This window comes from Vibrio sp. SS-MA-C1-2, from assembly GCF_021513135.1.
Lineage (GTDB): Bacteria > Pseudomonadota > Gammaproteobacteria > Enterobacterales > Vibrionaceae.
In genome coordinates this window covers 2,111,686-2,136,189 of record NZ_CP090981.1, presented here as the reverse complement: position 1 = coordinate 2,136,189, position 24,504 = coordinate 2,111,686, and the positions used below count along the sequence as shown (strand labels likewise).

Here is a 24,504-nt window from a genome sequence, read left to right as displayed (position 1 = left end):
GTAATGGAAAAGAGTAATCCAATCCAATTTGAAACGGCTCAACTAACCGAAGAGCAGTTAATGCGAATTGATATTTATGGCTTATTAGCTACGCTACTTCGTTCGGCGCCATCTCAAGAATTACTAGAGTGGTTACAACAAATAGAAGTGCCTGCTGTTAATGATCTACCACCAACTCAAGATGGCAATATTGAAATGGCATGGTCTCAGCTTAAAGAGGCGAGTGCGAAAGTTTCTACTGCACAAATTGAAGAAGAGTATCAGGATCTCTTTATCGGGATAGGTCGAGGTGAAGTATTACCATTCCTTTCTTGGTATTTATCAGGCACTTTGATGGAGAAACCATTGGTGCAATTACGACAAAATTTAAAAGAATTCGGGTTCAGTAGACAAAATAATGTATTTGAACCAGAAGATCATATGGCTGCTCTGTTAGAGGTTATGGCTATGTTAATTCAGACAAATGATACTGAGAAACAGTGCCATTTCTTTGAGCAACATATTCTACCTTGGTATCAAAAGTTTAGTTTTGATGTCAAACAGGCAAAAAGCAGCTATTATTATACCCATGTTGCGGAATTGTTAACCCAATTCTTGCATTTAGAAAAAGGTTTGTTGTTACCACTTAAAGTAGATGTCAAAGTAGTTCAACAATAAGTGTAAAAGTAGTACCGCAATAATACCCAAAGTGATTGCAGTTAAGAGTCGCTGAAAGCCTACGGCTAACAGACTAATAACTGAAATGAGTCAGGGCATAAACAGATAATGACATATCGATAGGTAGTCAGTAGAAGGTGTGTATTTATGAGTGAAGATAATAAAAGTAAAGTTAGTCGTCGCAAGTTCTTAACTGGAATGGGCGTGGCTACCGTTGCAGGTGGAGCAGCATTAGTTTCAACTTCTGTTTCGGCAAAAGCGGTATCAGGTGCCGAAGTGACACCCGCAAAGAAAGAAGTAAAAACAGGATATAGCGAAACACAGCATATCCGCGATTACTACAACACGTTATAAGGATTAAGTGATGAAGATAACAAAACGATCTCCGTCCGCATCACCAGAAAAATCTCTATATGGTGTAAGTCGACGTAATTTTATTAAGAATAGTGCGATTGCTGCTGGTGGCGTTGCCGGCGCGGGTATGCTTGCGCCAGGTATGATGAAGAAAGCCCAAGCAGCTGATGAAACGCTAGATGGTGTTCCAACGGAAATTAAAAGAACAATCTGTTCTCACTGTTCTGTTGGTTGTGGTATCTACGCCGAAGTTCAAAATGGTGTTTGGACAGGACAAGAGCCTGCATTTGATCACCCATTTAATGCTGGTGGACACTGTGCAAAAGGTGCTGCGTTACGTGAGCATGGTCATGGTGAGAAGCGTCTTAAGTATCCAATGAAGCTAGAAGGCGGAAAATGGAAGAAGCTTTCTTGGGATCAAGCGTTAACTGAGATCAGTGAACAAGCATTAAAAATCAGAGAGGAGTCAGGACCTGATTCTGTTTTCTGGTTAGGTTCTGCAAAACACAATAATGAACAAGCTTACCTTTACCGTAAGATGGCTTCATTATGGGGAACCAACAACGTTGACCACCAGGCTCGTATTTGTCACTCAACCACCGTATCTGGTGTAGCAAATACTTGGGGTTATGGTGCAATGACCAACTCCCTTAATGACATGCATAACAGTAAGTCAATCCTTTTTATTGGTTCAAACCCAGCAGAAGCTCATCCGGTTGCAATGCAGCACATTTTAATCGCTAAAGAGAAAAATGGTTGTAAGATTGTCGTGGCCGATCCACGTCATACTCGTACTGCAGCAAAAGCTGATCTTCATGTCTCTATTCGTCCAGGTACTGATGTCTCGTTTGTATGGGGTGTGTTATGGCACGTCTTCAATAATAAGTGGGAAGATAAAGAGTTTATCCACCAGCGTGTATTTGGTATGGATGAGATCCGTACCGAGGTAGCGAAGTGGACACCTGCTGAAGTTGAGCGTGTAACAGGCGTGCCTGAGAAGGATGTTTACCAGACAGCTAAATTACTTTCTGAAAATCGTCCAGGTTGTATCGTTTGGTGTATGGGTGGTACTCAGCACCATACGGGTAACATGAATACGCGTGCTTACTGTGTACTTGAACTTGCTTTAGGTAACATGGGTAAAGAGGGCGGCGGTGCTAACATTTTCCGTGGTCACGATAATGTACAGGGTGCAACGGATTTAGGTGTACTTTCAAATACGCTGCCAGGTTACTACGGTCTATCTGATGGAGCCTGGAAACACTGGTCAAAAGTTTGGGATTTAGATTTCGAATGGGTTGCTAACCGTTTCGACCAAGCTAAATATCGTGGCAAGAAGCCAATGAACAGCGTGGGTATTCCAGTATCTCGTTGGGCTGATGGTGTTCTTGAAGATCCAACCAAGATCGACCAGAAAGATAATATCCGTGCGATGTTCTATTGGGGGCATGCAGTTAACTCACAAAGTCGTGGTGTTAACATCAAAAAAGCGATGGAAAAATTGGATATGATGGTTATTGTTGACCCATACCCAACTGTTGCAGCGATTATGAATGATCGTAGCGATGGTATCTATCTACTTCCTGCCACAACCCAGTTCGAAACGTATGGTTCTGTTACGGCAACAAACCGTTCAATCCAGTGGCGTGACCAAGTTATTGAGCCGTTATTTGAATCGAAACCTGATCATGAAATCATGTACTTGTTAACGAAGAAGCTAGGTTTTGCTGATCAGTTATTCAAGAACATCAAAGTGACAGACAATAAGCCTCAAATTGAAGATCTAACCCGAGAATTCAATAAAGGTATGTGGACAATCGGTTATACCGGTCAAAGCCCTGAGCGCCTAAAAGATCACCAGAAAAATTGGCATACATTCCATCATACAACGCTTAAAGCAGAAGGTGGTGTTGTTAATGGTGAGACATATGGTCTTCCTTGGCCATGTTGGGGTACGCCAGAGCTTAAGCATCCAGGTACACATATTCTTTATAACCCATCAATTCCCGTTGCTGACGGTGGCGGTAACTTCCGTACTCGTTTCGGTGTTGAATTTGAAGGTAAGAGTCTGCTTGCTGATGGAAGCTATTCGAAAGGTTGTGAAATCGAAGATGGTTACCCAGAGTTTAGTGACAAGCTACTTAAGCAATTAGGTTGGTGGAATGATCTAACAGCTGAAGAGAAAAAAGCGGCTGAAGGCAAAAACTGGAAGACTGATGTTTCTGGTGGTATTCAACGTGTTGCTATTAAGCACGGTTGTATTCCTTATGGTAATGGTAAAGCGCGTGCGGTTGTTTGGACATTCCCAGACCGTGTACCGACTCACCGTGAACCACTTTATACTCCTCGTCGTGATCTGGTTGCGAAATACCCAACTTATGATGATAGTGAGTCTATCTTCCGTATGCCAACGCTGTATAAATCAATTCAGCAGGATGACTTCTCGAAAGAGTACCCAATCATTCTTACAACGGGTCGCTTGGTTGAATATGAAGGTGGTGGTGAAGAGAGCCGTTCAAACTCTTGGTTAGCCGAACTACAACAAGAGATGTTTGTTGAAGTCAATCCGAAAGATGCGAATGATATTGGTATTAAAGATGGGGAAATGGTTTGGGTTGAGAGCCCAGAGAAAGCACGTATTCTTGTTAAAGCAATGGTAACTCGTCGAGTCAACTCTGGTTTAGCCTTCTTACCGTTCCACTTCGGTGGGCACTTCCAAGGTAAAGATCTGCGCGCTAAATACCCAGAAGGGACAGACCCGTATGTACTTGGTGAAGCAGCGAATACCGTCACAACTTATGGTTATGACCCGGTAACGCAGATGCAAGAAACCAAAGTAACATTATGTAAAATTTCAAAGGCGTAAGGAGTTATCATGGCTAGAATGAAATTTATGTGTGATACAAAACGTTGTATCGAGTGTAATGGCTGTGTTACGGCCTGTAAAAATGAAAATGATGATGCGTTAGAGTGGGGCATTCAACGTCGTCGTGTTGTAACTTTAAACGATGGTGAAAAGGGTGAAACGTCAATTTCAGTGGCCTGTATGCACTGTTCTGATGCACCTTGTATGGCGGTATGTCCGGCAGACTGTTTTGTAGAAACTGATGAAGGTATTATCCATCACGATAAAGACCTATGTATCGGGTGTGGTTACTGTCTGTTTGCTTGTCCGTTTGGTGCGCCTCAGTTCCCTCAACAGGGTGCTTTTGCTGAGCGTGGTAAGATGGATAAATGTACTTTCTGTGCAGGTGGTCCAAATGTTGAACCTGGTTCTGAGGAAGAGCGTAAGAAGTACGGTGCTAACCGCCTAGCGGAAGGTAAACTACCAATGTGTGCTGAGTTATGTTCAACCAAAGCACTATTAGCTGGCGATGCAGGTGTTGTTTCAGACATTTTCCGTAAGCGTATTGTTGAACGCGGTGCTAAAGGTGCTGGTTGGTCTGACGGTGCCGATATCGCCTATGACGCAACGCAAGGATAATAGGAATAGAAGTTATGCATAAAACAAAAGATTCGATTTTTGCTTTTATGCTTTTGCTGCTGTTATCTATTACCTCCCTTTTCTCTTCTGCTACGATGGCAGAAGAGAAAGGAGCAAATAACACGGCTAAAGTAGAAATGACTCAACTTGCCGGTGCTGATTATTGGCGTGATGTTCGAGGAGGGGTGATTGGTACAACAACGTCATCTTTCCCTGAGCATGGTGAACTAATCAGTCCTCCCAATGAGATATGGTTCCACCTTAAAGAAGGTTGGATCATGCCCGTTGGTGCGGCAGTTTTAATTGGTTGTTTAATTGTTGTCTCTTTCGCCTACTTTGTTCTTGGCCCACTTAAGTTAAGTAAGCCAAAAACGGGACGAAAAAATTCAACGATGGTCTTTTACTGATCGATTACTACATTGGTTAATGGCATTTACCTTTTTATCGTTAGCCTTTACGGGATTAGGTGTAACCTATGGTAAGTTTACGATACAACATGTTGTTTCAACTGATATTTGGGGTTCATTAATTTATGGTATGAAAATGTACCATAACTACGTAGGTCCTCTATTTGGTATCTTATTAATCATTGTATTAATTAAATGGTACAGTAAATCGATTGTGAATAAAGTTGATATCCAGTGGTTCTTGAAACTCGGTGGTATGGTCGGAAAACATAAAGGGACTCATCCATCAGCAGGTTTCTCTAATGGTGGTGAGAAAGCAATCTTCTGGTTGTTAATCTGGTTTGGAGCTTGTGCCGCAGTCAGTGGTTTGGTTTTAGATTTCCCTAATTTTGGTCAAATAAGAAAGACCATGGAGATTTCTAACTTATTACATATGATTTCAGCCTTGATTCTTATGTCAGGTTTCATCTTCCATATCTATATCGGTTTATTTGGTATGGAAGCAGGTATTGATGGCATGATAACTGGTGAAGTTGATGAAACATGGGCGAAAGAGCACCATGACCTTTGGTATGAAGAAGTTAAAGACTTACCAGAGAATCAGCCTAAAGAGAGCAAAAAGAGTTAATCACGATGAATTGATTGTGTTTTTCTCTCTCTTTTAAATAATCTTTAAAGAAAAGCTAGCACGCCACTCTTCATTAAATATGTTGAGTGGCGTTTTTTATCGACTTAATCTTCATTTATAATAATTTTTTAATTTAATATGAACTTTTATGTTTATGCGGCGGTCATACCTATACTCAAGTTAATTATCATAGGTATTGAAATGAAAAAAACACTTCCAATCGCAGCTGCTGCTCTACTTTTTTCTCTATCAGGTGCCACTTTTGCCGCGACTCCAACTTCAAATACAGTCGATTATCTTCAGTCTCGTAATAACGTTGCTTATCAAGTTAATACCGAGACACCATTTACCGGCACCTATGCACAAAAGTATGATAATGGACAACCTGCCGTTAAGACTCAATTTAGTGCAGGTCATGAGAATGGTTTATCAACATCTTGGTATCAAAATGGGCAAAAGTCATCTGAAGCAACCTATAAAAATGGGGTGTTAGATGGCACCGCAACTCAGTGGTATTACAATGGTCAAAAAGCAGAACAATTGACTTATAACAATGGTGTATTAGATGGTACAGCAACCAAGTGGTTCGAAAATGGCCAGAAAGAGCACGTTGCGACCTTTATTGATGGTAAAAAAGACGGCGTAGCCAATATCTGGTTCGAAAATGGACAAAAAGCGGTCGAGACTGTATATCAAAAAGGGCAGTACAAAACCAATACTAACTGGTATGCCAATGGTAACAAGCGTACAGAAGTTAAGTTTAACGAGTTAGACCATAAAAATGGTGAAGTGATGAAGTGGTATGAAAATGGCACTAAAGCCGCTAAAGTCACCATTAAAGATGGAAAAAAAGTCTCTCGCACAGTATGGGCTTTTGAAGAGACCACAAAAAGTTAATCATTTAAAAACATAACTCCAATATAAAAAAGCGAAGCAGTCTCTTACTGTTTCGCTTTTTTATATTGTGAATCAAATGTATTTAAAAACAGATTATTATTGATGAAGGTTGTCAGTTTATAAAATTTCGAACTACTCTTAACTATCGTATAGTCCCAAGGATGAGTAATGACTTTTTTAAACCGACTCTCTATTAAATCTCGTGTCATTTTATTGGCATTTATTCCATTACTGATAATTGCAGGCTTTTCAGCTTATGAAATAAATAAGTTGAATCAAAAGTTATCACAAATGGGGATATTATCTGACAAGGTTGATACTCTAAATATCACTTCAAATTATGGTTCCTCTATTCATACCATTGAAACGAGGGCGTTGGATCAGTTATCTAATAAACAAGTATTAGAGATAGATATTGAACCTTTCCAACAATCTTTTATTGAGTTAAACCAACAGTTAGTGCGTTTAGCGGCGGATCAATCCTCGATCTCAGCCATTGATGAGATGGAGAGTGCATTAGATGAAGTTTCATTATTAGAAAGTTTAGATGAGTTAAAAGAGTGGGTTGGTTGGCACTCTGAACTTATTTCACAACTATATACCGCGGTAGATAAAAAACAGACAGCAACAGGTGTTATTACTCTTGAAGGACACTATTTAGCATTATCTCAACTACACTGGATAACGTCGTGGGCACGGGAAGAAAATTGGTTAATTCATTATCAGTTGAAAAATAATGGAACGCTGGAAGAAGATGAAATTAATCAGCAGTTATTTATCCTTTTTCAACGTCAACAATACTTGATAGAAAAGTTTTTAACATTAAATGCAGATCCAATGCAGGTCGACTTACTGTTACAAACCTTTAATACTCCCTCATTTATAAACAGTTTAGTGTTTCGTGATCAGGTTATTGCAGAAGAAGTATTATCTGAAGATGTCATTAATAATGGACTTGTTGCCTTGGATCAGCGTTTAAATTTAATTCGAACAGCGACAGATAAAATTAATCTCCAATTACAGAGTGAGATGTCAAAAGAGATATCCGTTGCCCACCAATATCGTACCCTCTTTATTACGATAATAGCCGCTATCTTTATTATATTGTTGGTATTAAGCTTTAATATTGTTCATCGAATTATTACTTTTTTAACTGATATCCTTTCTACTTTTAAACTAATTGAAGAGAAGCATGACTACTCAATTAAAGTTGAAACCTCCGGTCACGATGAATTTACCGAATTTGGGGTTAAAGTTAATTCGCTTATTTCTGAGAGGGAAGTGAGTGAATCCAATATGATTTCAGCAAAAGAAGAGGCTGAAAAGGCAAATGTTGCAAAAAGTACGTTCCTTGCCAATATGTCGCATGAGATACGAACACCTTTGAATGGTATTATTGGAATGTCAGGGATCTTGGCTGATTCAAAGTTATCACCAGTGCAAAAAGATTATTTGAGTACCATTGAAACGTCATCGCAAACCTTACTAATCCTGATTAATGATATTTTGGATATATCAAAAATCGAATCGGGAAATTTGCTGCTTTCAATTCATAATACCAATGTACGTGAAATTATTTACGACACTATTGCCATTGTGTTAGCAAAAGCCGTTGAAAAAAATATTGATATTCAGGTTTATATCTCTCCCAATACACCAATGACGGTCAAACTTGATGATCATCGTCTACGTCAAATATTGATGAATTTGATGTCAAATGCAGTTAAATTTACAGAACAAGGTCATGTTAAATTAAGCTTAATTAGTACCCATATTGGTGAAAATAAATATTCTTTGGAATTTAGAGTTGAAGATTCAGGGATTGGGATAGACGAAGCGAAACAGCAATCAATTTTTAATCCATTTACTCAAGAAGATGGTTCAATTACACGCCAATTTGGTGGAACTGGACTAGGGCTTGCTATTTCTTCCCAATTAGTCAAATTAATGGACAGTCGAATTCAAATTGATTCAACCAAGGGCAAAGGAAGTCAATTTTATTTCACCATTGACGTTGAAGACAAAATTCAACCACAACATCTTCAACCTGAAGTATTAGATTATGAAGTTGTCATTATTGGCAATCAACAAGATTTTATTTCAACAATTACCGATGATTTAACCATTTTTGAAATGAATAATTATTCCGTGATTGATGATATATCGACAATTTCAGCTACTAATAATGATAAGCGTTGCTATATCTTTTGTACGTCAGAGAATAAAGAGACCGTTGAAACTCTCAATCAACTTCGCGCTAAAATTACAGATAATCCGATCATTCTATTGCAGCAATATGATGAAGAGATGCTGAAAGATGATTCGATGATCAATGGTATCGTTAGCTATCCACTCATTGGAAATAGGCTAATTAATGCGATCAGTTCGGGTATAAAAGATGCTAATGATAAACAAGAAGAGAAACGTCGTAAGTTAAATGGAGAGGCGTCTCAAGTTGTTAATGAAAATACGGTAATAAAAAAGAATATTTTGCTAGTTGAAGATAATCTGGTTAACCAAAAAGTGGCCTCCATATTTTTGAAAAAGGCGGGTTTTGAATGTGATATTGCCGCAGACGGGAAGCAAGGCTTAGACATGCTGATTGAAAATAGAGATAAGTATCATGTCGTTTTGATGGATTGCATGATGCCGGTAATGGATGGATTTACTTCTGCTCGTGAATTCCGCAAATATGAAGCGGAGCATCACTTAGAGAAAACGCCAATTATTGCACTAACTGCCAGTGTTTTAGATGATGATATCGCAGAGTGTTTTAATTCAGGTATGGATGATTATGCATCCAAACCATTTAATCGTGGGCTTCTTCTCGATAAAATAAATAATGCGAGGAATGTATAAATCACAGCTTTTAAACTAAAAATGAATATTGTTAGTTCAGTGATGTACTTGCAATATTCTATTTTAATACTATGTTTAATATAAAGATTACTTTAAAAGGGCATCAAGGTTATGGAACGACAGATTGACGAAATGCCTGATCTATCTAAGATATACTTTATTTTCCTGTCAGTTTTTATTCTTTTTTATTCTCAACCGATTCTGGCAAACGAAATAAATGAAGATGAAAATTTTGTCGTGTTTACGATGAATAATGATCTAAAAGATATTTCCAAAAGTCGGGTAAGGATGCTATATCGTGGCAAAACCAAATCTATTTCAGGGAAAAGAGTCGAGCTTAGTGATTGGCCTAGTGATACAGAGCAACGAGAAGAATTTTATAAAAACTTGTTAGGAAAAACACCCGCACAAATGAATTCATATTGGGCAAGTATGTCTTTCTCAGGAAAAGCCAGGCCGCCCAAAGAACTTTCTCATTCGGATATTGGAACATTGATTGAGTGGCTGCAAGAGAAAAACAACCGAATCGGTTATGCACCACAATCATTAGTCCCTTCAGATGTAAATATACTTTACGTTTTAAAAGCAGGAGCTAATTAATGAAGAAGGCACTCTATTTTATATCACCGCTACTGTTTTCATCACCCTCGTTTGCAGTGATAGACATTACTGAAAATTTTACATTAAGTGGATTTGGTTCAACATCATGGGCAGATTCTGACACGTCTCAAGACCTATTAATTAATCGTCAAATTGATGATTCCGGCTGTTTTGATTGTGATTTAACGTTTGGATTGCAGCTAGATTATTACTACGATAATTTTAAAGTGTCAGCTCAGGTGGTTAAACGTCCTCAAGATGATTTCGTCTCACCACAACCAGAGTGGGCATATGTAGGATACAGTTATGATGAATTTGAATTTAGAGCTGGGATATTAAGGCTGCCACTATTTTTGCTTTCTGAGTACTATTATGTTGGTCAAGCTTATACTTGGTCTCGACCTCCGCAAGAAGTGTATAATAGTGCATTAGGAATTACGTCATATAATGGTTTTACGGTGCAGTGGAATCATGAATTAAATGATTCAACTATTCTATCTGTTTCCCCCTTTTATGGTTTCCAAAACATAAGTAATGTCGATCTTGATGCTATTCAACTTAAGATCGACTCTGATTACACCGTTGGGCTTAACTCTCAAGTCATTGGTGAAAATTATAAAATTAATTTCACCTTTTTAAATGGCACGTCAAATATTAATTCAACCATTGATTTCAATGGTTCATCAATAAAAAATAAAAATCTACAAAGTATCAATTTTTACACCCTTGGTGGTGAATATAATATAGATGATTTAACACTCATTGCAGAAGGGCAGACCAACGATACATCAAGCAGTTGGTATGTAGGTTCTAGTTATAATATGGATCAACTCACTCCCTATTTACTTTATGGTCAAAGTTATGAATATAACCCCTATCAAAGTGTGACAACGGGATTACGTCTTGATTTTGCACCGAACGCCTCACTGAATGTCGAATGGCAAACCTTTATGACAGATAGTGATTCACAAGGCCCATTTGTTGCAGAATCTTGGGAGCAGTTAAAGGCCTTCAATCCCAATTATAAATACCCTGGAAGAGCAAATTTATACACTGTGATGGTTAATTTTGTATTTTAAATGTCCAGTAGTTAAGTATTAATTAAATGGCAAAGGACGTAGTTTATGTTAGATCTTTCACTGCTAAATGAACAGTTTGATAGCGACCAAGAGATGATTAACTCTCTCTTTGAAATTTATATTGATGAATATGGTGAGTATTATGAAGAGATACTAACCCTTTATCGTAATCAAGATATCTCAGGTTTACACAGTATGAGTCACTCTTTAAAAAGCATGCTTAATTCTTTTGGTGTTACTGATGTTGCTAAAAAACTGGAGACAATTGAGATGATGACTCACAATCAACAACTACCCGAGGAGGCGTTGATGATTGAAGTTTCATCTTCAATTCAAAGTGTCAATAAAGAGATTTCTATCCATTTAGCCAGTTAATATTCTTTCAATCATAAATCATGAGTTCTTAATTATGCTTTATGATTAAATCTTTTTATTCAGTGTATTAGTGTTAATTTTGTTGGCTCTTGGTTACCCTTACTTTTCATTTTATCATTTTATGGATACTTCATCGTTGTATGAAATGATGAATTTTATGGAAAGTAAGGAAGCCTTATGCGATATAAATTAAAATTAATTAGCTATGCAGTTGCTGCAATTACAACGTTATCCATAATTGGGTGCGATAATCAAAGTACCACAACAAAAATTGGTACTAAAGAGTCACAATTCCATCAATTGCTCGAATACATTCCCTCCGATACGCTGTTCTTTTTTGGTCAATTAAAGCCTTTCCCGATTAAACAATATATTGATACACAAGTCACCATGCTTAAGGAGCGAGGCGTTACGGATATAAGCTCAATCTATCAATATGAAACATCATCAGCAGGAGAAGAGTTTATTCTTAGAGTTGGTTTAGCATTGAACAACAGTAAGCTCGCAGATGGACAAACTTATATTGATAGCTTAGGTCTTAGCGAAGAGATGAATTTCTATGCTTATATGTTAGGCGCAATGCCAGCTGTTAAATTTAAAGCCGAGAAACCTGAAGTATTTTTAGCATTACTCGATGAAGTAGAAAAACAAGTCAATGAAGATTTTAATGCTGAAACGCCAGGCAATCAAGCTGATTTCACTTATCAAGGTGGGAATGTGGATGGTATAAACTATCGCCGATACCAATTTGATTCTTCTAATATGCCCGGTGGATTTTATACTTTGCAAGAGTTAGTTGTACCAGAACAAAATTCAGCGCACTCATCATCACTCTATGTATCAGTTAATGATAATATTGTGACATTATTCCTCAATAATGATCAATTAACCTTATCCGACTCAGTTTTATCAATGGCTTTAGGTGGTGTGCGCGCGGCAACACCGTTACAATTAGACGATTTACAACAGATCATCAAACAACATAATTTTATCGATGAGTCGATTGGCTTTATCAATCATCAGTCGATTGCTACAGCGTTAACAACCAAAGATCAAAGTTTATTGGCTAAACACGTTTACACCCTTACTCAAAGTGATGAGACAGTCAGTGAGATCTGTAATAAGGCGTTCACCAGTATTGCTGGTAATTGGCCTAGGACGGTTTTAGGTACCGATAAATTTGATTTAGAAAAAGGTCGTTTAGCTTATCGTTTTATCATTGAAAGTAAAAATAAACATATCATGAAAGCCCTTAATGAATTACAGGGATTTATTCCTGATTTCATCACCAAGAGTATAGATCCTCTTTTATCTATCGGGGTAGGTATCAATGCTGATAACTTAGTTAGTTCAACAATGGCATTGCAAGACGAGCTAGCCACACCAACATATCAATGTCAGTTTTTATCTGAGATTCAAGATGAGATTAGCAACAACTCCGTCGCTGAACTCAATTTTATCACGGGTTTTACTCGCGGTTTAAAAGGCATTTCTTTATTGATTGATCATTTGAATAAAAATGATGATTTTGAAACATTAGATGGGATAATAACTATTTCTGCTGATGACCCTAAGTTTTTAATTGATACCGCTAAATCTTTTTTACCTGAGTACGCCATAGATATCCCGACAGATGGTACTCCGATTGTGATTGATGAGTATGTTGAGGTGGGCAGTGAAAATAAAGTAGCAATTAAAGGGGCTCATTTTACTTTATATACTGGCGAGCAAGGTGAGAAGTTGAGCGAAGGCTTAAGTGATGTTGAATTATCATCTAACGCTCTTTTCTCAATAAATTTAAATTATGATAAATTTATGCCATTGGTACTTAAAAATGAAGAGGTCAAGCAAACGATAGATCTAGATAAAAAACAGAGCGATGTATTGATGGCGATAAAATACAAAGTCAGATTTACCACATCGGTAACTGATGACACAATCACTGTTTCCATGGAGCTAAATAATTAAATCTTTAAGCTAATCAGTTAAAACGGTTTCTATAAAAAGCTCTGTTAAATGCGATTCACAGAGCTTTCATTGTTATTGTAGTTTGATTCTGATTTTAATTATCGACATTTCAACTTTCTTTTAATGACCTCAATACCCGTCATCTTTTCGCCTTTAATGGCTTTGAATCCAAGATTCAGTGCTTGTTGAGCAATAATGTCATACTGCTGTGATAATGAATTAACTTTAATTGGTAAGAAGTCCAATAAGCGGTTATCCCCAAAAGTCGCTAGTTTCAGTGAACCATATGGTTCAGAGTTAGTTACAATGTCACTCATTGGTTCGTTTTTTCTCAGTATATCGGGCTGAGTCAAAAGAAAATCAAGGATTCCTTCTAGTAAACTATACGAAGTCACTAAGATCGCATCTGGGACTCTATTTTCTTGATACCAATTTTGTATCTGCTTAAACCCTTGCTGCTGTGAAAAATACTCACCATGACTGATCTGAACGGAGAGTTTTTTTGTGTCTGAAAACTTATCTATTGCCGCTAAAAAGCCTTGTTGACGCTCTTTTGAAACGCCTAATGTCTCAACGGCTCCAATTAATCCAATCGAAAGAATATCATCAGAGAGTAGAGTGGTTGTCAATTCAAATGCCCCTTCTAAGTCTTCACTGATGACAGAGCTAAAGTACTCATCATTTAATGCTCGGTCAATGGCGATTACTGGTGTGCCTGAGCTTTGTATTTTTTGATAAAAGGAATCCTCAATTGAGAGTGAGGTTGCTACAAATAAAAGATCGATTTTACGGCTAACCAAGGTATTAACGACCTCTTTTTCTGTGGCTATCTCATCATCAGAGCAAGAGATAATCAATTGATAACCTTTTTCCCGTGCGCTTTTTTCGAGTAATTTAGCAATTCGTGCGTAACTGTGATTTTCTAAATCGGGAATCACCAAACCAAACGAGCGACTGCTGCCAGCTCTTAATGTTGACGCGGCATGGTTAGGGCTGTATTGATGTTCCGCAACCACCGATAAGACCTTGTTGGTGGTTTTGTCGCTGATTCGGTACTTTTTAGCTTTGCCGTTAATGACGTAGCTTGCCGTAGTTTTAGATACATTGGCTAATTTTGCGATTTCATCTAAGGTCATTTTTTATCCAGTTACTAAGGCTTGTTATGCAAAAGTGTGCGTTCGATCAAATAAACTCCAATTTGATCCTTGTATTTTTTGCTGAATCGATTCAGTATGAAGGAAATTAAGTTTCAATTGGACTATTTTTATTATTTTCTAATTGAAACTTTTAATTTAATCGATAGCTGAATCGATTCAGCTTACTGTTTAGCATAACGTGGAGTCGAACATGTTGCAACTTTCTAAAAACAACATAGTACTTAATCAAAAAGCAAATGATAAAAGTGAAGCCATTACTGCGATTGGCGATCGACTTGTCAATGCGGGTTTAGTGAGTGAGGGTTATCAAAAGGGAATGTTGACTCGTGAGTCACAGACTTCAACCTATTTAGGTAATGGCATTGCTATTCCTCACGGTACGACTGATACGCGAGATCTCGTTAAACAAACAGGCGTGCAAATCTCTCATTTTCCTGATGGTGTGGAGTGGGGAGATGGTAATCGAGTCTTTGTTGCTATTGGTATTGCTGCTAAGTCGGATGAACATTTAGAGATCTTAAAACAATTAACCAATGTTCTTTCTGTTGATGGCGTTGAGCAGAAGTTGGCCTCGGCGACATCTGTTGAACAAATCATTGATGTGTTAAATAACAAGCAAGAACAAAATCTACATCTTACGCCTGAATTGATCGCACTTAACTTTCCAGTCAGTGATTTACTTCAATTAACTGCCGTTGCAGCCGGAATGATCAAAAATAACGGTTTGGCTTCTAGTCAATTTGTTAGTGATATTGTGAGTCAAACTCCGACTTATTTAGGTTCTGGTCTATGGATGGTATCTAGTGCGACAGGTGTTAAAGAGAGTGCAATCTCATTTGTGTCAGGACAAGCTTATACATTGAACAGTGGTGAACAAGTTAAAGGCATTATTGCAATTGCTTCAAATAACGATAGTCATTTACCTGTGCTTCATCACTTAACGTCACTTATTTATCTTGGTCAATTAGATGCTCTCTTTTCTGCAACGGCTGAACAGGTGATGACACTGCTAACGTCTGAACCTGAAGTACAGCAAGTTGGCGCTATCACGGGAACATTTACCGTTCGTAATCCTCATGGACTCCATGCTCGTCCCGGCGCAATGCTCATTAATGTAACAAAGAAATTTGAATCAAAAATTACCGTTAAAAATCTTGATGGTTCAGGTCAGTCAGTCAATGGTAAAAGCTTAATGAAAGTGATTGGCTTAGGGGTTAAAACTCAAAATAGCCTTGAATTTGTTGCCGATGGTGCTGATGCAGAACAAGCTATCCAAGCGATTGGTGAGGCGATTGAAAATGGCTTAGGTGAAACATTATGAGCCAAGAATCAAACTGCAAACTTAGAGCGGTGACAATTACCTTAAATCCCGCGCTTGACTTGACCGGACACCTAAATAACCTTGAGCAAGGGAAAGTAAACGTTGCTGAAACTGGCACGCTTCATCCTGCGGGTAAAGGAATCAATGTCGCTAAAGTTTTGGCTCAATTAGGGGCAGATATGAGTGTCACTGGTTTTTTAGGCCAAGATAATCGCGGTACATTTACATCGTATTTTGAGCAGTTATCGATTAATGATCAATTTGTTACTGTCTCTGGTGCTACACGAATTAATGTTAAGTTAGTCGATAATGATCATCAAAATGAAGTGACTGATATCAACTTTCCTGGGGTTTCAGTCACTCAGCAAGATATTGACCAATTAACCGAAATCATAGAAATACTGGCTAAGAATCATGATCTGTTTGTTATTGCGGGTAGTTTGCCTACAGGAATGACACCAGATGATGCGGCTTTAATTATTGCTAATCTTAAAGCAAAAGGTAAAAAAGTCGTTTTTGATAGTAGTAAGATTGCACTTCAAGCGGGTGTTTTAGAAAAACCATGGTTGATTAAGCCTAATGATGATGAGTTAGCGCAATTAGCTGGACACTCATTTGATTCAGAGCAAGCACTGTTTGATTATGCGCAATCACTCAATCATCAAGGTATTGATAACGTGGTGCTGTCTCTTGGTGAGAAAGGGTGTGGTTGGTTTAAAGACGGAAGTTGTTTAACTGCTCGTCCACCTAGAATGGATGTTGTTAGCACGGTTGGTGCCGGTGATACCCTAGTGGCAGGATTATGTTGGGGAGAGCTTAATGGATGGTCCCAACCACGAACCCTTCAATTTTCTACTGCGTTATCTGCATTAGCGGTTACTCAAGTGGGTGTAGGCATATCAGACTTAAATGCAGTTAAAACATTACAAACATCAGTTAAATTAAGCTAATAAGCTGAATGATATCCGTTATATGTCAGTGAGTTCTAAAAATACTGATGAATAAAAATTTAATAGAGTCATCGTCAGCCAATGCTAACGAAGAGGGAATAAGATGAAAATAGCCATAGTTACCGCATGCCATAGTGGCGTTGCAAATAGTATTATTGCTGCAGGTCTTTTGCAAAAAGCAGCAGAAGAATTAAAATTTGATGCATCAATTGAATGTCATTCAACGGTTGTTACTGCTCATACCTTAACTGAGCAACAAGTAAACGATGCTGATGTTGTTATTATTGCGTCTGATAAGCCTGTTGATCAACAACGCTTTATCGGTAAAAAAGTGTTTGTTACTGAGATTAAATCAGTCATCGCGGATGCTAAAAATCTATTAACGAAAGCGGTAGAATCGTCAATTGTCATTACTGAGTCAAACTGCTTAAAGGTTGACGTTACAACCGCTTCTGAAACCGTTCATAATGATGTGAAAAAAGTGGTAGCGATTACCGCTTGTCCTACCGGTGTTGCTCATACCTTTATGGCCGCTGAAGCGTTAGAACAGAAAGGCACAGAACTGGGTTATCAAGTAAAAGTTGAAACCCGTGGCTCTGTAGGCGCAAAAAATCAATTAACCGATCAAGAGATTGCGGATGCAGATTTAGTCATTATCGCGGCGGATATTGAATTAGATCTGAAAAAGTTTGCAGGTAAGAAGTTATTTAAAACCTCCACAGGCTTAGCACTGAAAAAAACCGATCAAACTTATCAGGATGCGTTTTCTAAATCGACGATATGGCAAGAGAGTGGTAATGCTTCAGCTGAACCCGTAAAGCAAGAGAAAGTAGGGGTTTATAAGCACTTGATGACAGGTGTGTCTCACATGCTGCCTCTCGTGGTTGCTGGTGGTCTATCTATCGCCCTCTCTTTTGTCTTTGGTATTGAAGCATTCAAAGAGCCGGGTACATTAGCAGCTGCATTAATGACTATTGGTGGTGGTTCAGCATTTGCATTGATGGTGCCAGTTCTAGCCGGCTTTATTGCATTTTCAATTGCAGATCGTCCTGGTCTTACCCCTGGTTTAATTGGCGGTATGATTGCCTCATCGACAGGTGCAGGTTTCTTAGGGGGATTGTTGCTGGTTTCTTGGCGGGTTACGCAGCTAAGTTTATCGCTGATAAAGTTAAACTGCCACAATCTATGGATGCGCTTAAACCGATCTTAATTATTCCATTGGGTGCGAGTTTAATTACTGGTCTGATTATGATCTATGTTGTTGGTGGCCCTGTATCAGCTGCAATGACCGGATTAACTGAATTCCTAAACAATATGGGAACGTCTAATGCCGTGTTATTAGGTATTATTCTTGGCGCTATGATGTGTTTCGATTTAGGTGGACCTGTAAACAAAGCAGCCTATACGTTTGGTGTTGGTCTGCTTGCTTCACAAACTTATGCGCCAATGGCTGCTATTATGGCTGCGGGCATGGTTCCAGCTTTAGGCATGGGATTAGCGACGTTTATTGCCAAGCGTAAATTCTCGGCGGCAGAGAACGAAGCTGGTAAAGCCTCTTTTGTCCTTGGTTTATGTTTTGTCTCTGAAGGTGCGATTCCATTTGCCGCTCGCGATCCAATGCGCGTTATTCCAGCATGTATGGCGGGTGGTGCATTAACGGGTGCCTTGTCAATGTTATTTGGTGCGAAACTAATGGCTCCACACGGTGGTCTGTTTGTATTACTGATCCCGAATGCAATTACACCACCACTACTTTACTTAGTTGCTATTGCGGCAGGTACACTAGTGACAGGTTTTGGCTATGCCTTCTTAAAAAGAAATGATGGGTAAAAATTAATTAACGTATCTAAAAATACGATTAAAGATGATATCGAAGCGGTAATAGATTGTTAACTCAATCTATTGCCTTTTTTTACAAAATAATAAAATCAAATATCTAGTCTGCCATTATTACTGATAACTAGTATTATTACGTATAGCGAAATATTTCCTCTCTGTTAATATCCTTTTTCTTTTAAAATCCTTTGATTATCTAGTTTTAAGATTGAAATCTGCTAATGACTTATTTCTTTGCTTGAAATTGACTAGGCATGATTGTGAGAACTTGGTTATGAATAAGCGTTCTATAAATATTATAAAAAAAAGTGTCTTACTTACTTTACTGGCTTCATCTGCAGCCTTTGCCGCTCAAAATGATTCGACTGTCACGCAAGCCGACTATAACCGTCAGCAACAACAATATAATAAGCAACACCAACAAAAAGCTGAAAAGCGTCGAGCTAAAAATAAAGAAGCACGACAAGACGTAACTGTCGGTGACTCTATTGCCACTTTTGAATATAACTCAGATTTAAAAGCAGAAAAAAAGCCAAAGAAAAGAAATAAGTGGGAGCGAGTACTTCCTTTTTATGCCCAAAATGTGATTGATTTAGGCTTTGATCTTCCTCTACCTTTTACTTTATCTTTAATCCCAAGTCATTTATCACAAGATATCTCGCTCTCAAATTTAAAGGTCGGCAATATTGCCGTTTCAGGTCCTGATGGTTCAGTTTTAGATGGGGTTGATATTGCCAATAATGTGACCGACCAGGTAAATTTAGTGAGCCCTGAAGTCGAAAATAACACGTTACAACTTCGTGCTGCAGCTTGGTTATTTCCTTTTATGCAAGTTGGGGCGCATATTGGAACCTTTAAAGGAAATACTGATCTATTTGTTGAAGTTCCTCTCTCTATTATCAATACGATTTGTGATAATAATAATGTTCATAGTCTTACTTGTCGCCCTGAATATACAAGAAAAGTGGGTGCAGATTTTAATCCTGACATTAAAGGCTATAATTATGGCCTTTCTACCAATTTTGTTACTGGTTTAAATGGGTATTTTGTTGTTTTACCATTTAGTTATACTTGGTCAAAAACAGATCGAACCAGTAATACCTCTTTTTTAGTCTCTCCTCGTATCGGAAAGACCTTTGATGTTCACTCATGGGGTTCTATCAGCCCTTATGTTGGCTTTTCATATATGAATAACAAAGGAACAGCAAAAGATACAGTAAAAGACTTTAAATTAAGTGATGATTACACACTAGACTCATTAAGTTACTCTATCGATCAAGAAAATAGTGATAAGTATACCGGATTAGTGGGAGCTAACTGGACGATTACACGAACCTACTCTTTAGCAATGGAAGGGGCATGGGGAACAGGACGAACTCAATATACTGCTATTTTAAGTTATCATTATTAAATTAAAGATTTATTTGATGATTATCTCAAATATTGTTGATGTAAAAAAATATTAAAATACTTTAAATTGTGATGCACAACGAGAAAATATTTGATTGTTATGCATCACGTATAGAAATAGTAAACTATACTCCACAACTTTACCTGAACTTTATATTATAAAGTCGATGAATACTTTATTCTCACTCCTTATAAATTGAACATTAATTTTTTAAGGAGAATAGATATGGGTATTGTTAAACGAATATCTTTATTGTTTGAAAATAGTATTAACAATCATCTATTTTATCTAATATCCAATCTAAATTCAATATTATTAAATACCTATAAAATTAATGATTCTGAACTTCATTCTAATTATTTTATTTTTAATTCCATGCTAATTTGTTATAAAAAAATCAAAACAGAATTATTATCACTAAATAAATTAATTATTCACAGTAAGGGGAAGGTACTTAATGCTCTGGTCGAGCGAGATGTTATAAATCATCCAGAAACTCATTTAGGAATAGCTGTTCCTTTTTATCAAGTTTGTTTAACTAATTATGGAGTATGATGACTTATCAAGAAGTCCATTAAATTTAATTATTATAGAATTAAGGATAATATTATGAAAATCAATTTAATCGCACTTTTAATCTCTTCTGCTTTATTATCAAATATGAGTCATGCAAATGAATCAACAGGAGGGATGCAAGATTTTCTAGATTCATTACGAGATTTTGAGTCAGGGATTAACCCTGAATTAGCTGGTTTTTATTCACAAAATTATGATGTACCTGTTTATAATTACGCAATCGTGACCAAACCTGGACGATTAGTTCGAGATTGTTCTACCGGTTCGATGATTTCAGAACCGACAACAATTAGAGAATTTTTTCAAAAGCTTGGACTAGATAATATCTATGATCCAACAACCCCTAATTCTAGAGAGATGTTTAAAACAATGCAGTTTAACTCTACTAATGCTTGGGGTTTTATTGGATATCAATTAGGAGAAGCATTATTAATTGATTCGGGTTATTACTCCCCAAATACTGCCGTTATAAACAATAAAGAATATGATAGCTTTTATATGTTTGTACCAGACTCTACTTGGATTGGGTGTAAAACAGAAGCGTTAGCTGAAATTGAAGGCTCTGGCGGTAATCAAGTTTATGTTACTGATACAAATAAATGGGAAGGTAAATTTACTGGAAAAAATGGAGTTAACTCTTTAGAAGATCTAAAAGTCATAGATAAACAAGAGCTTGTCATCAGAGATGCAATGCATTTTAATTATCAAATCATTTCAAAGTTAATGCAAGATGCTAATGTTACATGGGAACAAGCATTAAATAAAAGCTGGCAAGTGAGTAGTGAGGGTGGTGAAATAACCACCGTAGAGTCGACCATGTCAGGTGTTTTAGCGGCCGCCCATTTACGAGGAGCTTGGGGCACTGCTGAATTATTAATTGCTGATAATATTACTTGTGATGAACTTGGTACCTGTATAACAAAGTATGTTGATAAATTTGGCGGATTTAATACTATTTTTGATTCTCCTGGAGATAGCATTACTCATGGTTCTAAATATAATGAGACATTATTTGCTGGTTGGGGTAATGATAAAGTTATTACTGGTGGTGGAATAGATAATATTTACCTTAATCAAGCCCCTAACACAGAAACAGAGATAATTGATTTTGACCTTAATAATGACAAGATTGTTTTAAGTAATTGGACCAATTTAAACCTTAATGATTTAAGCATTAATGATATTCAGAAAGGCGTAGAAATCATAATTGGTCAACAAAGTTTAGTTCTTAATAATATAACCTCATCAATGATCAATATTGTTGGTATTAATAATATTTTATTTGAATCTAAAACTTATCCAATAGGTTGGCAAGGTAAATTTATTATAGAAGGGTTTAACCCTAATGTTGATAAGATTAAAGGGACATCAGGAATTGGTTTCAAACATTTAAAAGCATATCAAACAGACAATTCAATTGTTATTGGGCCTCAAGCTGCCGATGGTGGTATTTATTCCTCTTATGAGTTAATTGACTTGACACTGGCTGATCTTGATCCTGATATGTTTACTAATATTACGGGTAGTTTTGATCGACTAGGCTATATCGTACCGCTAAACACTACGTTCTGGGGGTGGAACTCAACACTCATTGTCGATTATTTTAATTTAGAAAATACAGTATTAACATTACCTGCAGGTGAAGAAATTCCATTTAGTGCAATCCAATTAAGTCAGAATGATCGTAATGTAGAGCTAAGTTTACTAGAACCTTACGCTAATGGTGATAGTAAAAAAATTATATTAAATAAAGTTAACTTGTCTGATTTAAATATTAGCCACTTCTCTGGGTTTACTGGTGATTTTTCAGATATAACGATTGATATTCCAGTCTATTACTCAGCTTCAGTAGAGATAATGACATCTGGAGGCACAATTTCACCATTACCGAATGAAGACGGTGTTATTTCCATAAAAGGGGGGTGAGTTTAACGCTAGATTTAATCCCTGAGAATGAGTACAGAGTCGCCACAATTTTGTTAAATAATATTGAGCAACCTATCGTAAATCCATTTATTGTGGAAAATATAACTAATAACTTCTCCTTAAAAATCAGTTTTGAACAGGGGGGTCAATGTCCAGCATTATGGGTGTTCGGCACAATTTATCAAGGTGGAGATAGAGTCACTTATGAAGGATTTATTTATGAAGCAAAATGGTACTCAGATAAAGAACAACCAGGCTCTGGAGACCCATGGAGAGAGGTGGGTGAATGCTTATAACAAATAATTAAATCTAATCATTTAAATAAAAAGGATGGTATTTATGAAAGTATTTTTATGTTGTTCAGCGGGTATGTCAACCAGCATGTTAGTCACTAAAATGAGGGAGGAAGCTGAAAAATTAAAATTAGATTGTACGATTAATGCTTACTCCATTTCGGAATTTGAAGCTTGTTTAGTTGAAAATGATGTTTGTCTTGTTGCGCCACAAGTTAAATTTAAATATGAAGATTTTAAGCAACGAGCAGAACAGAGTGGTAAAAGCTGTGGTTTAATCGAAATGATGGATTACGGTATGTTACGCGGTGATAAAATTTTAAAACAAGCTATTGATTTATACGAAAAGAAGGAGGCATAAATGTCTATTTTTAATAAAATTATGGAATTTGTAGAAAATAGAGTGTCACCTGTCGCTGCAAAGGTTTCATCACAACGACACATTAACGCAATTAAAGATGGATTTGTCGCAACGATGCCATTCTTGATTGTTGGCTCACTATTGCTTGTTCTAGCATTTCCTCCTGGTAAAGGAAACTTTTTCTTAGATGGTTGGCATAGTTTAGTTAATTTGATTGGTCAGGATAAAATCTTAGCTCCGTTTCAAATTAGTATGGGGATCTTTGCGCTTTATGCATCTTTTGGTATTGGTTATAACTTAGCTGAGTCTTATCAATTAAGAGCACTTAACTCTGGCTTATTATCCATGTTTACCTTTCTTCTTGCCGTTGCGCCTGTTCAGTTCATTGAGATGGGTGGGATCATGCCAATTGCTAACATGGGAGGAACGGGAGCATTTACGGCGATTATGGCTGGTCTATTTACGCCGGAATTACAGCGTTTTTTACGTGATAAAAATATAAGATTAAAATTACCTGATGCAGTCCCACCAAAAATATCAGCCTCTTTTGATCTGTTAATTCCCGTTCTAATTATCGCGATTATCGTTGTCGGTATTAATTCCCTTTTAGGTAACTATGATCTAAATATCCCAACGGCAATTATGTCGTTATTTGAACCATTAGTCTTTGCGTCAGATTCTTTCTTTGCCTGTTTATTGGCGGTAGTGTTAATTCAGTTACTTTGGTTTGGTGGTATTCATGGCTCTTCCGTGATTGTTAGCGGAATTTTATATCCGATCCTTATTATCAATTTAGGCTTGAACCAAGATGCATTAGCGGCAGGAACAGTACTTCCTAAGATATTTGTTAACCCATTACTCGACTTCTTTATTTTTGTTGGTGGTGCGGGCGGAACGTGGGGATTCGTTGTATTGATGATGCGTTCAAAATCTTCCCATCTTAAAACTATCGGTAGGATGTCGATAATTCCGGGCACCTTTAATATCAATGAACCGGTTATTTTTGGCACGCCAATTGTTATGAACGCAAACTATTTTATTCCTTGGATGCTCTCTCCAATGATCAATACTTGTATTGTATGGATGGCGTTTAAAATGGAATTGGTTTCAAAAATTATTGCATTACCACCTTGGACAATGCCAGCGCCAATTGGAGCTGTTATTGCGACAAACTCTGGCACTGCTGCCATTGTTGTTGTTTTGTGTGTTTTGGTTAGTGTCACCATTTATTATCCGTTTTTTAAAATACATGAGAAACAATTGTTATTAGAAGAAGGTGTTGGCGAGCCTGAAGAGGCGGCTGTGTAAATTACTTCAACTATCTATTTCAATTGAAGAATTTCAAATAATAATGACTATTAACTC

At 37.3% G+C, this 24,504-nt stretch carries 19 protein-coding genes and 3 pseudogenes; 21 read left to right on the top strand and 1 reads right to left on the bottom strand.

The window, feature by feature from the left end; genetic code table 11:
• The first annotated feature begins 3 nt into the window (after nt 1-3).
• From L0B53_RS14130 to L0B53_RS14080, 11 genes and pseudogenes are all read left to right on the top strand, one after another.
• Nucleotides 4-657: a molecular chaperone gene (locus tag L0B53_RS14130; RefSeq protein WP_235060245.1), complete on the top strand. Its 654-nt coding sequence runs from the start codon at nt 4-6 to the stop codon at nt 655-657.
• A 147-nt stretch (nt 658-804) separates the two neighbouring features.
• Entirely contained in the window at nt 805-1,011 is a 207-nt protein-coding gene (locus L0B53_RS14125; protein WP_235060244.1) for a twin-arginine translocation signal domain-containing protein, read from the top strand.
• A 10-nt stretch (nt 1,012-1,021) separates the two neighbouring features.
• On the top strand, nt 1,022-3,877 hold the full coding sequence (locus L0B53_RS14120; protein WP_235060243.1) for a formate dehydrogenase subunit alpha: 2,856 nt from the start codon (nt 1,022-1,024) through the stop codon (nt 3,875-3,877).
• A gap of 9 nt (nt 3,878-3,886) precedes the next feature.
• On the top strand, nt 3,887-4,495 hold the full coding sequence (gene fdh3B, locus L0B53_RS14115; RefSeq protein WP_235060242.1) for a formate dehydrogenase FDH3 subunit beta: 609 nt from the start codon (nt 3,887-3,889) through the stop codon (nt 4,493-4,495).
• Between the two features lie 14 nt (nt 4,496-4,509).
• Nucleotides 4,510-5,530, top strand: a pseudogene (locus L0B53_RS14110) (formate dehydrogenase subunit gamma).
• A 201-nt stretch (nt 5,531-5,731) separates the two neighbouring features.
• Nucleotides 5,732-6,427: a toxin-antitoxin system YwqK family antitoxin gene (locus L0B53_RS14105; protein ID WP_235060241.1), complete on the top strand. Its 696-nt coding sequence runs from the start codon at nt 5,732-5,734 to the stop codon at nt 6,425-6,427.
• 168 nt (nt 6,428-6,595) lie between these two features.
• Nucleotides 6,596-9,286 carry an ATP-binding protein gene (locus L0B53_RS14100; RefSeq protein ID WP_235060240.1) on the top strand — a complete coding sequence of 897 codons (2,691 nt, stop codon included), beginning with the start codon at nt 6,596-6,598 and terminating at the stop codon, nt 9,284-9,286.
• A gap of 111 nt (nt 9,287-9,397) precedes the next feature.
• The gene (locus tag L0B53_RS14095) at nt 9,398-9,886 is read left to right on the top strand and encodes a hypothetical protein (RefSeq protein ID WP_235060239.1); all 489 of its coding nucleotides are present in this window, start codon (nt 9,398-9,400) and stop codon (nt 9,884-9,886) included.
• On the top strand, nt 9,886-10,965 hold the full coding sequence (locus tag L0B53_RS14090) for a sulfate ABC transporter permease (protein ID WP_235060238.1): 1,080 nt from the start codon (nt 9,886-9,888) through the stop codon (nt 10,963-10,965). The genes L0B53_RS14095 and L0B53_RS14090 overlap by 1 nt, the downstream gene beginning before the upstream one ends.
• 45 nt (nt 10,966-11,010) lie before the next feature.
• Nucleotides 11,011-11,340 (top strand): Hpt domain-containing protein, encoded by a 330-nt coding sequence (locus tag L0B53_RS14085; protein ID WP_235060237.1) that lies wholly within the window; start codon nt 11,011-11,013, stop codon nt 11,338-11,340.
• Between the two features lie 177 nt (nt 11,341-11,517).
• Nucleotides 11,518-13,308 carry a hypothetical protein gene (locus L0B53_RS14080; protein WP_235060236.1) on the top strand — a complete coding sequence of 597 codons (1,791 nt, stop codon included), beginning with the start codon at nt 11,518-11,520 and terminating at the stop codon, nt 13,306-13,308.
• Between the two features lie 98 nt (nt 13,309-13,406).
• Here L0B53_RS14080 and cra read toward each other — a convergent pair whose 3' ends face one another.
• The gene (gene cra, locus L0B53_RS14075; protein WP_235060235.1) at nt 13,407-14,444 is read right to left on the bottom strand and encodes a catabolite repressor/activator; all 1,038 of its coding nucleotides are present in this window, start codon (nt 14,442-14,444) and stop codon (nt 13,407-13,409) included.
• A 211-nt stretch (nt 14,445-14,655) separates the two neighbouring features.
• Between cra and fruB the strand changes: the two genes are divergently transcribed.
• The 10 genes and pseudogenes from fruB (at nt 14,656) to L0B53_RS14030 (ending at nt 24,447) form a co-directional block, all read left to right on the top strand.
• Nucleotides 14,656-15,786 carry a fused PTS fructose transporter subunit IIA/HPr protein gene (fruB, locus tag L0B53_RS14070; protein ID WP_235060234.1) on the top strand — a complete coding sequence of 377 codons (1,131 nt, stop codon included), beginning with the start codon at nt 14,656-14,658 and terminating at the stop codon, nt 15,784-15,786.
• Nucleotides 15,783-16,736, top strand: a complete 954-nt coding sequence (gene pfkB / locus L0B53_RS14065; protein ID WP_235060233.1) for a 1-phosphofructokinase — start codon at nt 15,783-15,785, stop codon at nt 16,734-16,736. The genes fruB and pfkB overlap by 4 nt, the downstream gene beginning before the upstream one ends.
• Before the next feature lie 103 nt (nt 16,737-16,839).
• Nucleotides 16,840-17,077, top strand: a pseudogene (locus L0B53_RS19605) (PTS fructose transporter subunit IIB); the annotation flags it as partial.
• 134 nt (nt 17,078-17,211) lie between these two features.
• Nucleotides 17,212-18,566, top strand: a pseudogene (gene fruA / locus L0B53_RS14060) (PTS fructose transporter subunit IIBC); the annotation flags it as partial.
• A 280-nt stretch (nt 18,567-18,846) separates the two neighbouring features.
• Nucleotides 18,847-19,983, top strand: a complete 1,137-nt coding sequence (locus tag L0B53_RS14055) for an autotransporter outer membrane beta-barrel domain-containing protein (RefSeq protein WP_235060232.1) — start codon at nt 18,847-18,849, stop codon at nt 19,981-19,983.
• A gap of 225 nt (nt 19,984-20,208) precedes the next feature.
• Complete coding sequence (locus tag L0B53_RS14050) at nt 20,209-20,538, top strand: hypothetical protein (protein WP_235060231.1); 330 nt, start codon at nt 20,209-20,211, stop codon at nt 20,536-20,538.
• 54 nt (nt 20,539-20,592) lie between these two features.
• A complete protein-coding gene (locus L0B53_RS14045; protein WP_235060230.1) occupies nt 20,593-22,485 on the top strand; it encodes a sugar-binding protein in 1,893 nt (630 codons plus the stop codon).
• Complete coding sequence (locus tag L0B53_RS14040; protein ID WP_235060229.1) at nt 22,482-22,781, top strand: carbohydrate-binding protein; 300 nt, start codon at nt 22,482-22,484, stop codon at nt 22,779-22,781. Before L0B53_RS14045 ends, L0B53_RS14040 begins: the two co-directional genes overlap by 4 nt.
• A gap of 43 nt (nt 22,782-22,824) precedes the next feature.
• Nucleotides 22,825-23,139 carry a PTS sugar transporter subunit IIB gene (locus tag L0B53_RS14035; protein ID WP_235060228.1) on the top strand — a complete coding sequence of 105 codons (315 nt, stop codon included), beginning with the start codon at nt 22,825-22,827 and terminating at the stop codon, nt 23,137-23,139.
• Entirely contained in the window at nt 23,140-24,447 is a 1,308-nt protein-coding gene (locus L0B53_RS14030) for a PTS sugar transporter subunit IIC (protein ID WP_235060227.1), read from the top strand.
• Nucleotides 24,448-24,504: the final 57 nt, after the last annotated feature.

What these genes read in the sequence shown, in the direction of transcription:
- L0B53_RS14130 (WP_235060245.1), top strand. Translation starts at nt 4, where the DNA reads ATGGAAAAGAGTAATCCAATCCAATTTGAAACGGCTCAACTAACCGAA.
- L0B53_RS14125 (WP_235060244.1), top strand. Translation starts at nt 805, where the DNA reads ATGAGTGAAGATAATAAAAGTAAAGTTAGTCGTCGCAAGTTCTTAACT.
- L0B53_RS14120 (WP_235060243.1), top strand. Translation starts at nt 1,022, where the DNA reads ATGAAGATAACAAAACGATCTCCGTCCGCATCACCAGAAAAATCTCTA.
- fdh3B (WP_235060242.1), top strand. Translation starts at nt 3,887, where the DNA reads ATGGCTAGAATGAAATTTATGTGTGATACAAAACGTTGTATCGAGTGT.
- L0B53_RS14105 (WP_235060241.1), top strand. Translation starts at nt 5,732, where the DNA reads ATGAAAAAAACACTTCCAATCGCAGCTGCTGCTCTACTTTTTTCTCTA.
- L0B53_RS14100 (WP_235060240.1), top strand. Translation starts at nt 6,596, where the DNA reads ATGACTTTTTTAAACCGACTCTCTATTAAATCTCGTGTCATTTTATTG.
- L0B53_RS14095 (WP_235060239.1), top strand. Translation starts at nt 9,398, where the DNA reads ATGGAACGACAGATTGACGAAATGCCTGATCTATCTAAGATATACTTT.
- L0B53_RS14090 (WP_235060238.1), top strand. Translation starts at nt 9,886, where the DNA reads ATGAAGAAGGCACTCTATTTTATATCACCGCTACTGTTTTCATCACCC.
- L0B53_RS14085 (WP_235060237.1), top strand. Translation starts at nt 11,011, where the DNA reads ATGTTAGATCTTTCACTGCTAAATGAACAGTTTGATAGCGACCAAGAG.
- L0B53_RS14080 (WP_235060236.1), top strand. Translation starts at nt 11,518, where the DNA reads ATGCGATATAAATTAAAATTAATTAGCTATGCAGTTGCTGCAATTACA.
- cra (WP_235060235.1), bottom strand. Translation starts at nt 14,444, where the DNA reads ATGACCTTAGATGAAATCGCAAAATTAGCCAATGTATCTAAAACTACG.
- fruB (WP_235060234.1), top strand. Translation starts at nt 14,656, where the DNA reads ATGTTGCAACTTTCTAAAAACAACATAGTACTTAATCAAAAAGCAAAT.
- pfkB (WP_235060233.1), top strand. Translation starts at nt 15,783, where the DNA reads ATGAGCCAAGAATCAAACTGCAAACTTAGAGCGGTGACAATTACCTTA.
- L0B53_RS14055 (WP_235060232.1), top strand. Translation starts at nt 18,847, where the DNA reads ATGAATAAGCGTTCTATAAATATTATAAAAAAAAGTGTCTTACTTACT.
- L0B53_RS14050 (WP_235060231.1), top strand. Translation starts at nt 20,209, where the DNA reads ATGGGTATTGTTAAACGAATATCTTTATTGTTTGAAAATAGTATTAAC.
- L0B53_RS14045 (WP_235060230.1), top strand. Translation starts at nt 20,593, where the DNA reads ATGAAAATCAATTTAATCGCACTTTTAATCTCTTCTGCTTTATTATCA.
- L0B53_RS14035 (WP_235060228.1), top strand. Translation starts at nt 22,825, where the DNA reads ATGAAAGTATTTTTATGTTGTTCAGCGGGTATGTCAACCAGCATGTTA.
- L0B53_RS14030 (WP_235060227.1), top strand. Translation starts at nt 23,140, where the DNA reads ATGTCTATTTTTAATAAAATTATGGAATTTGTAGAAAATAGAGTGTCA.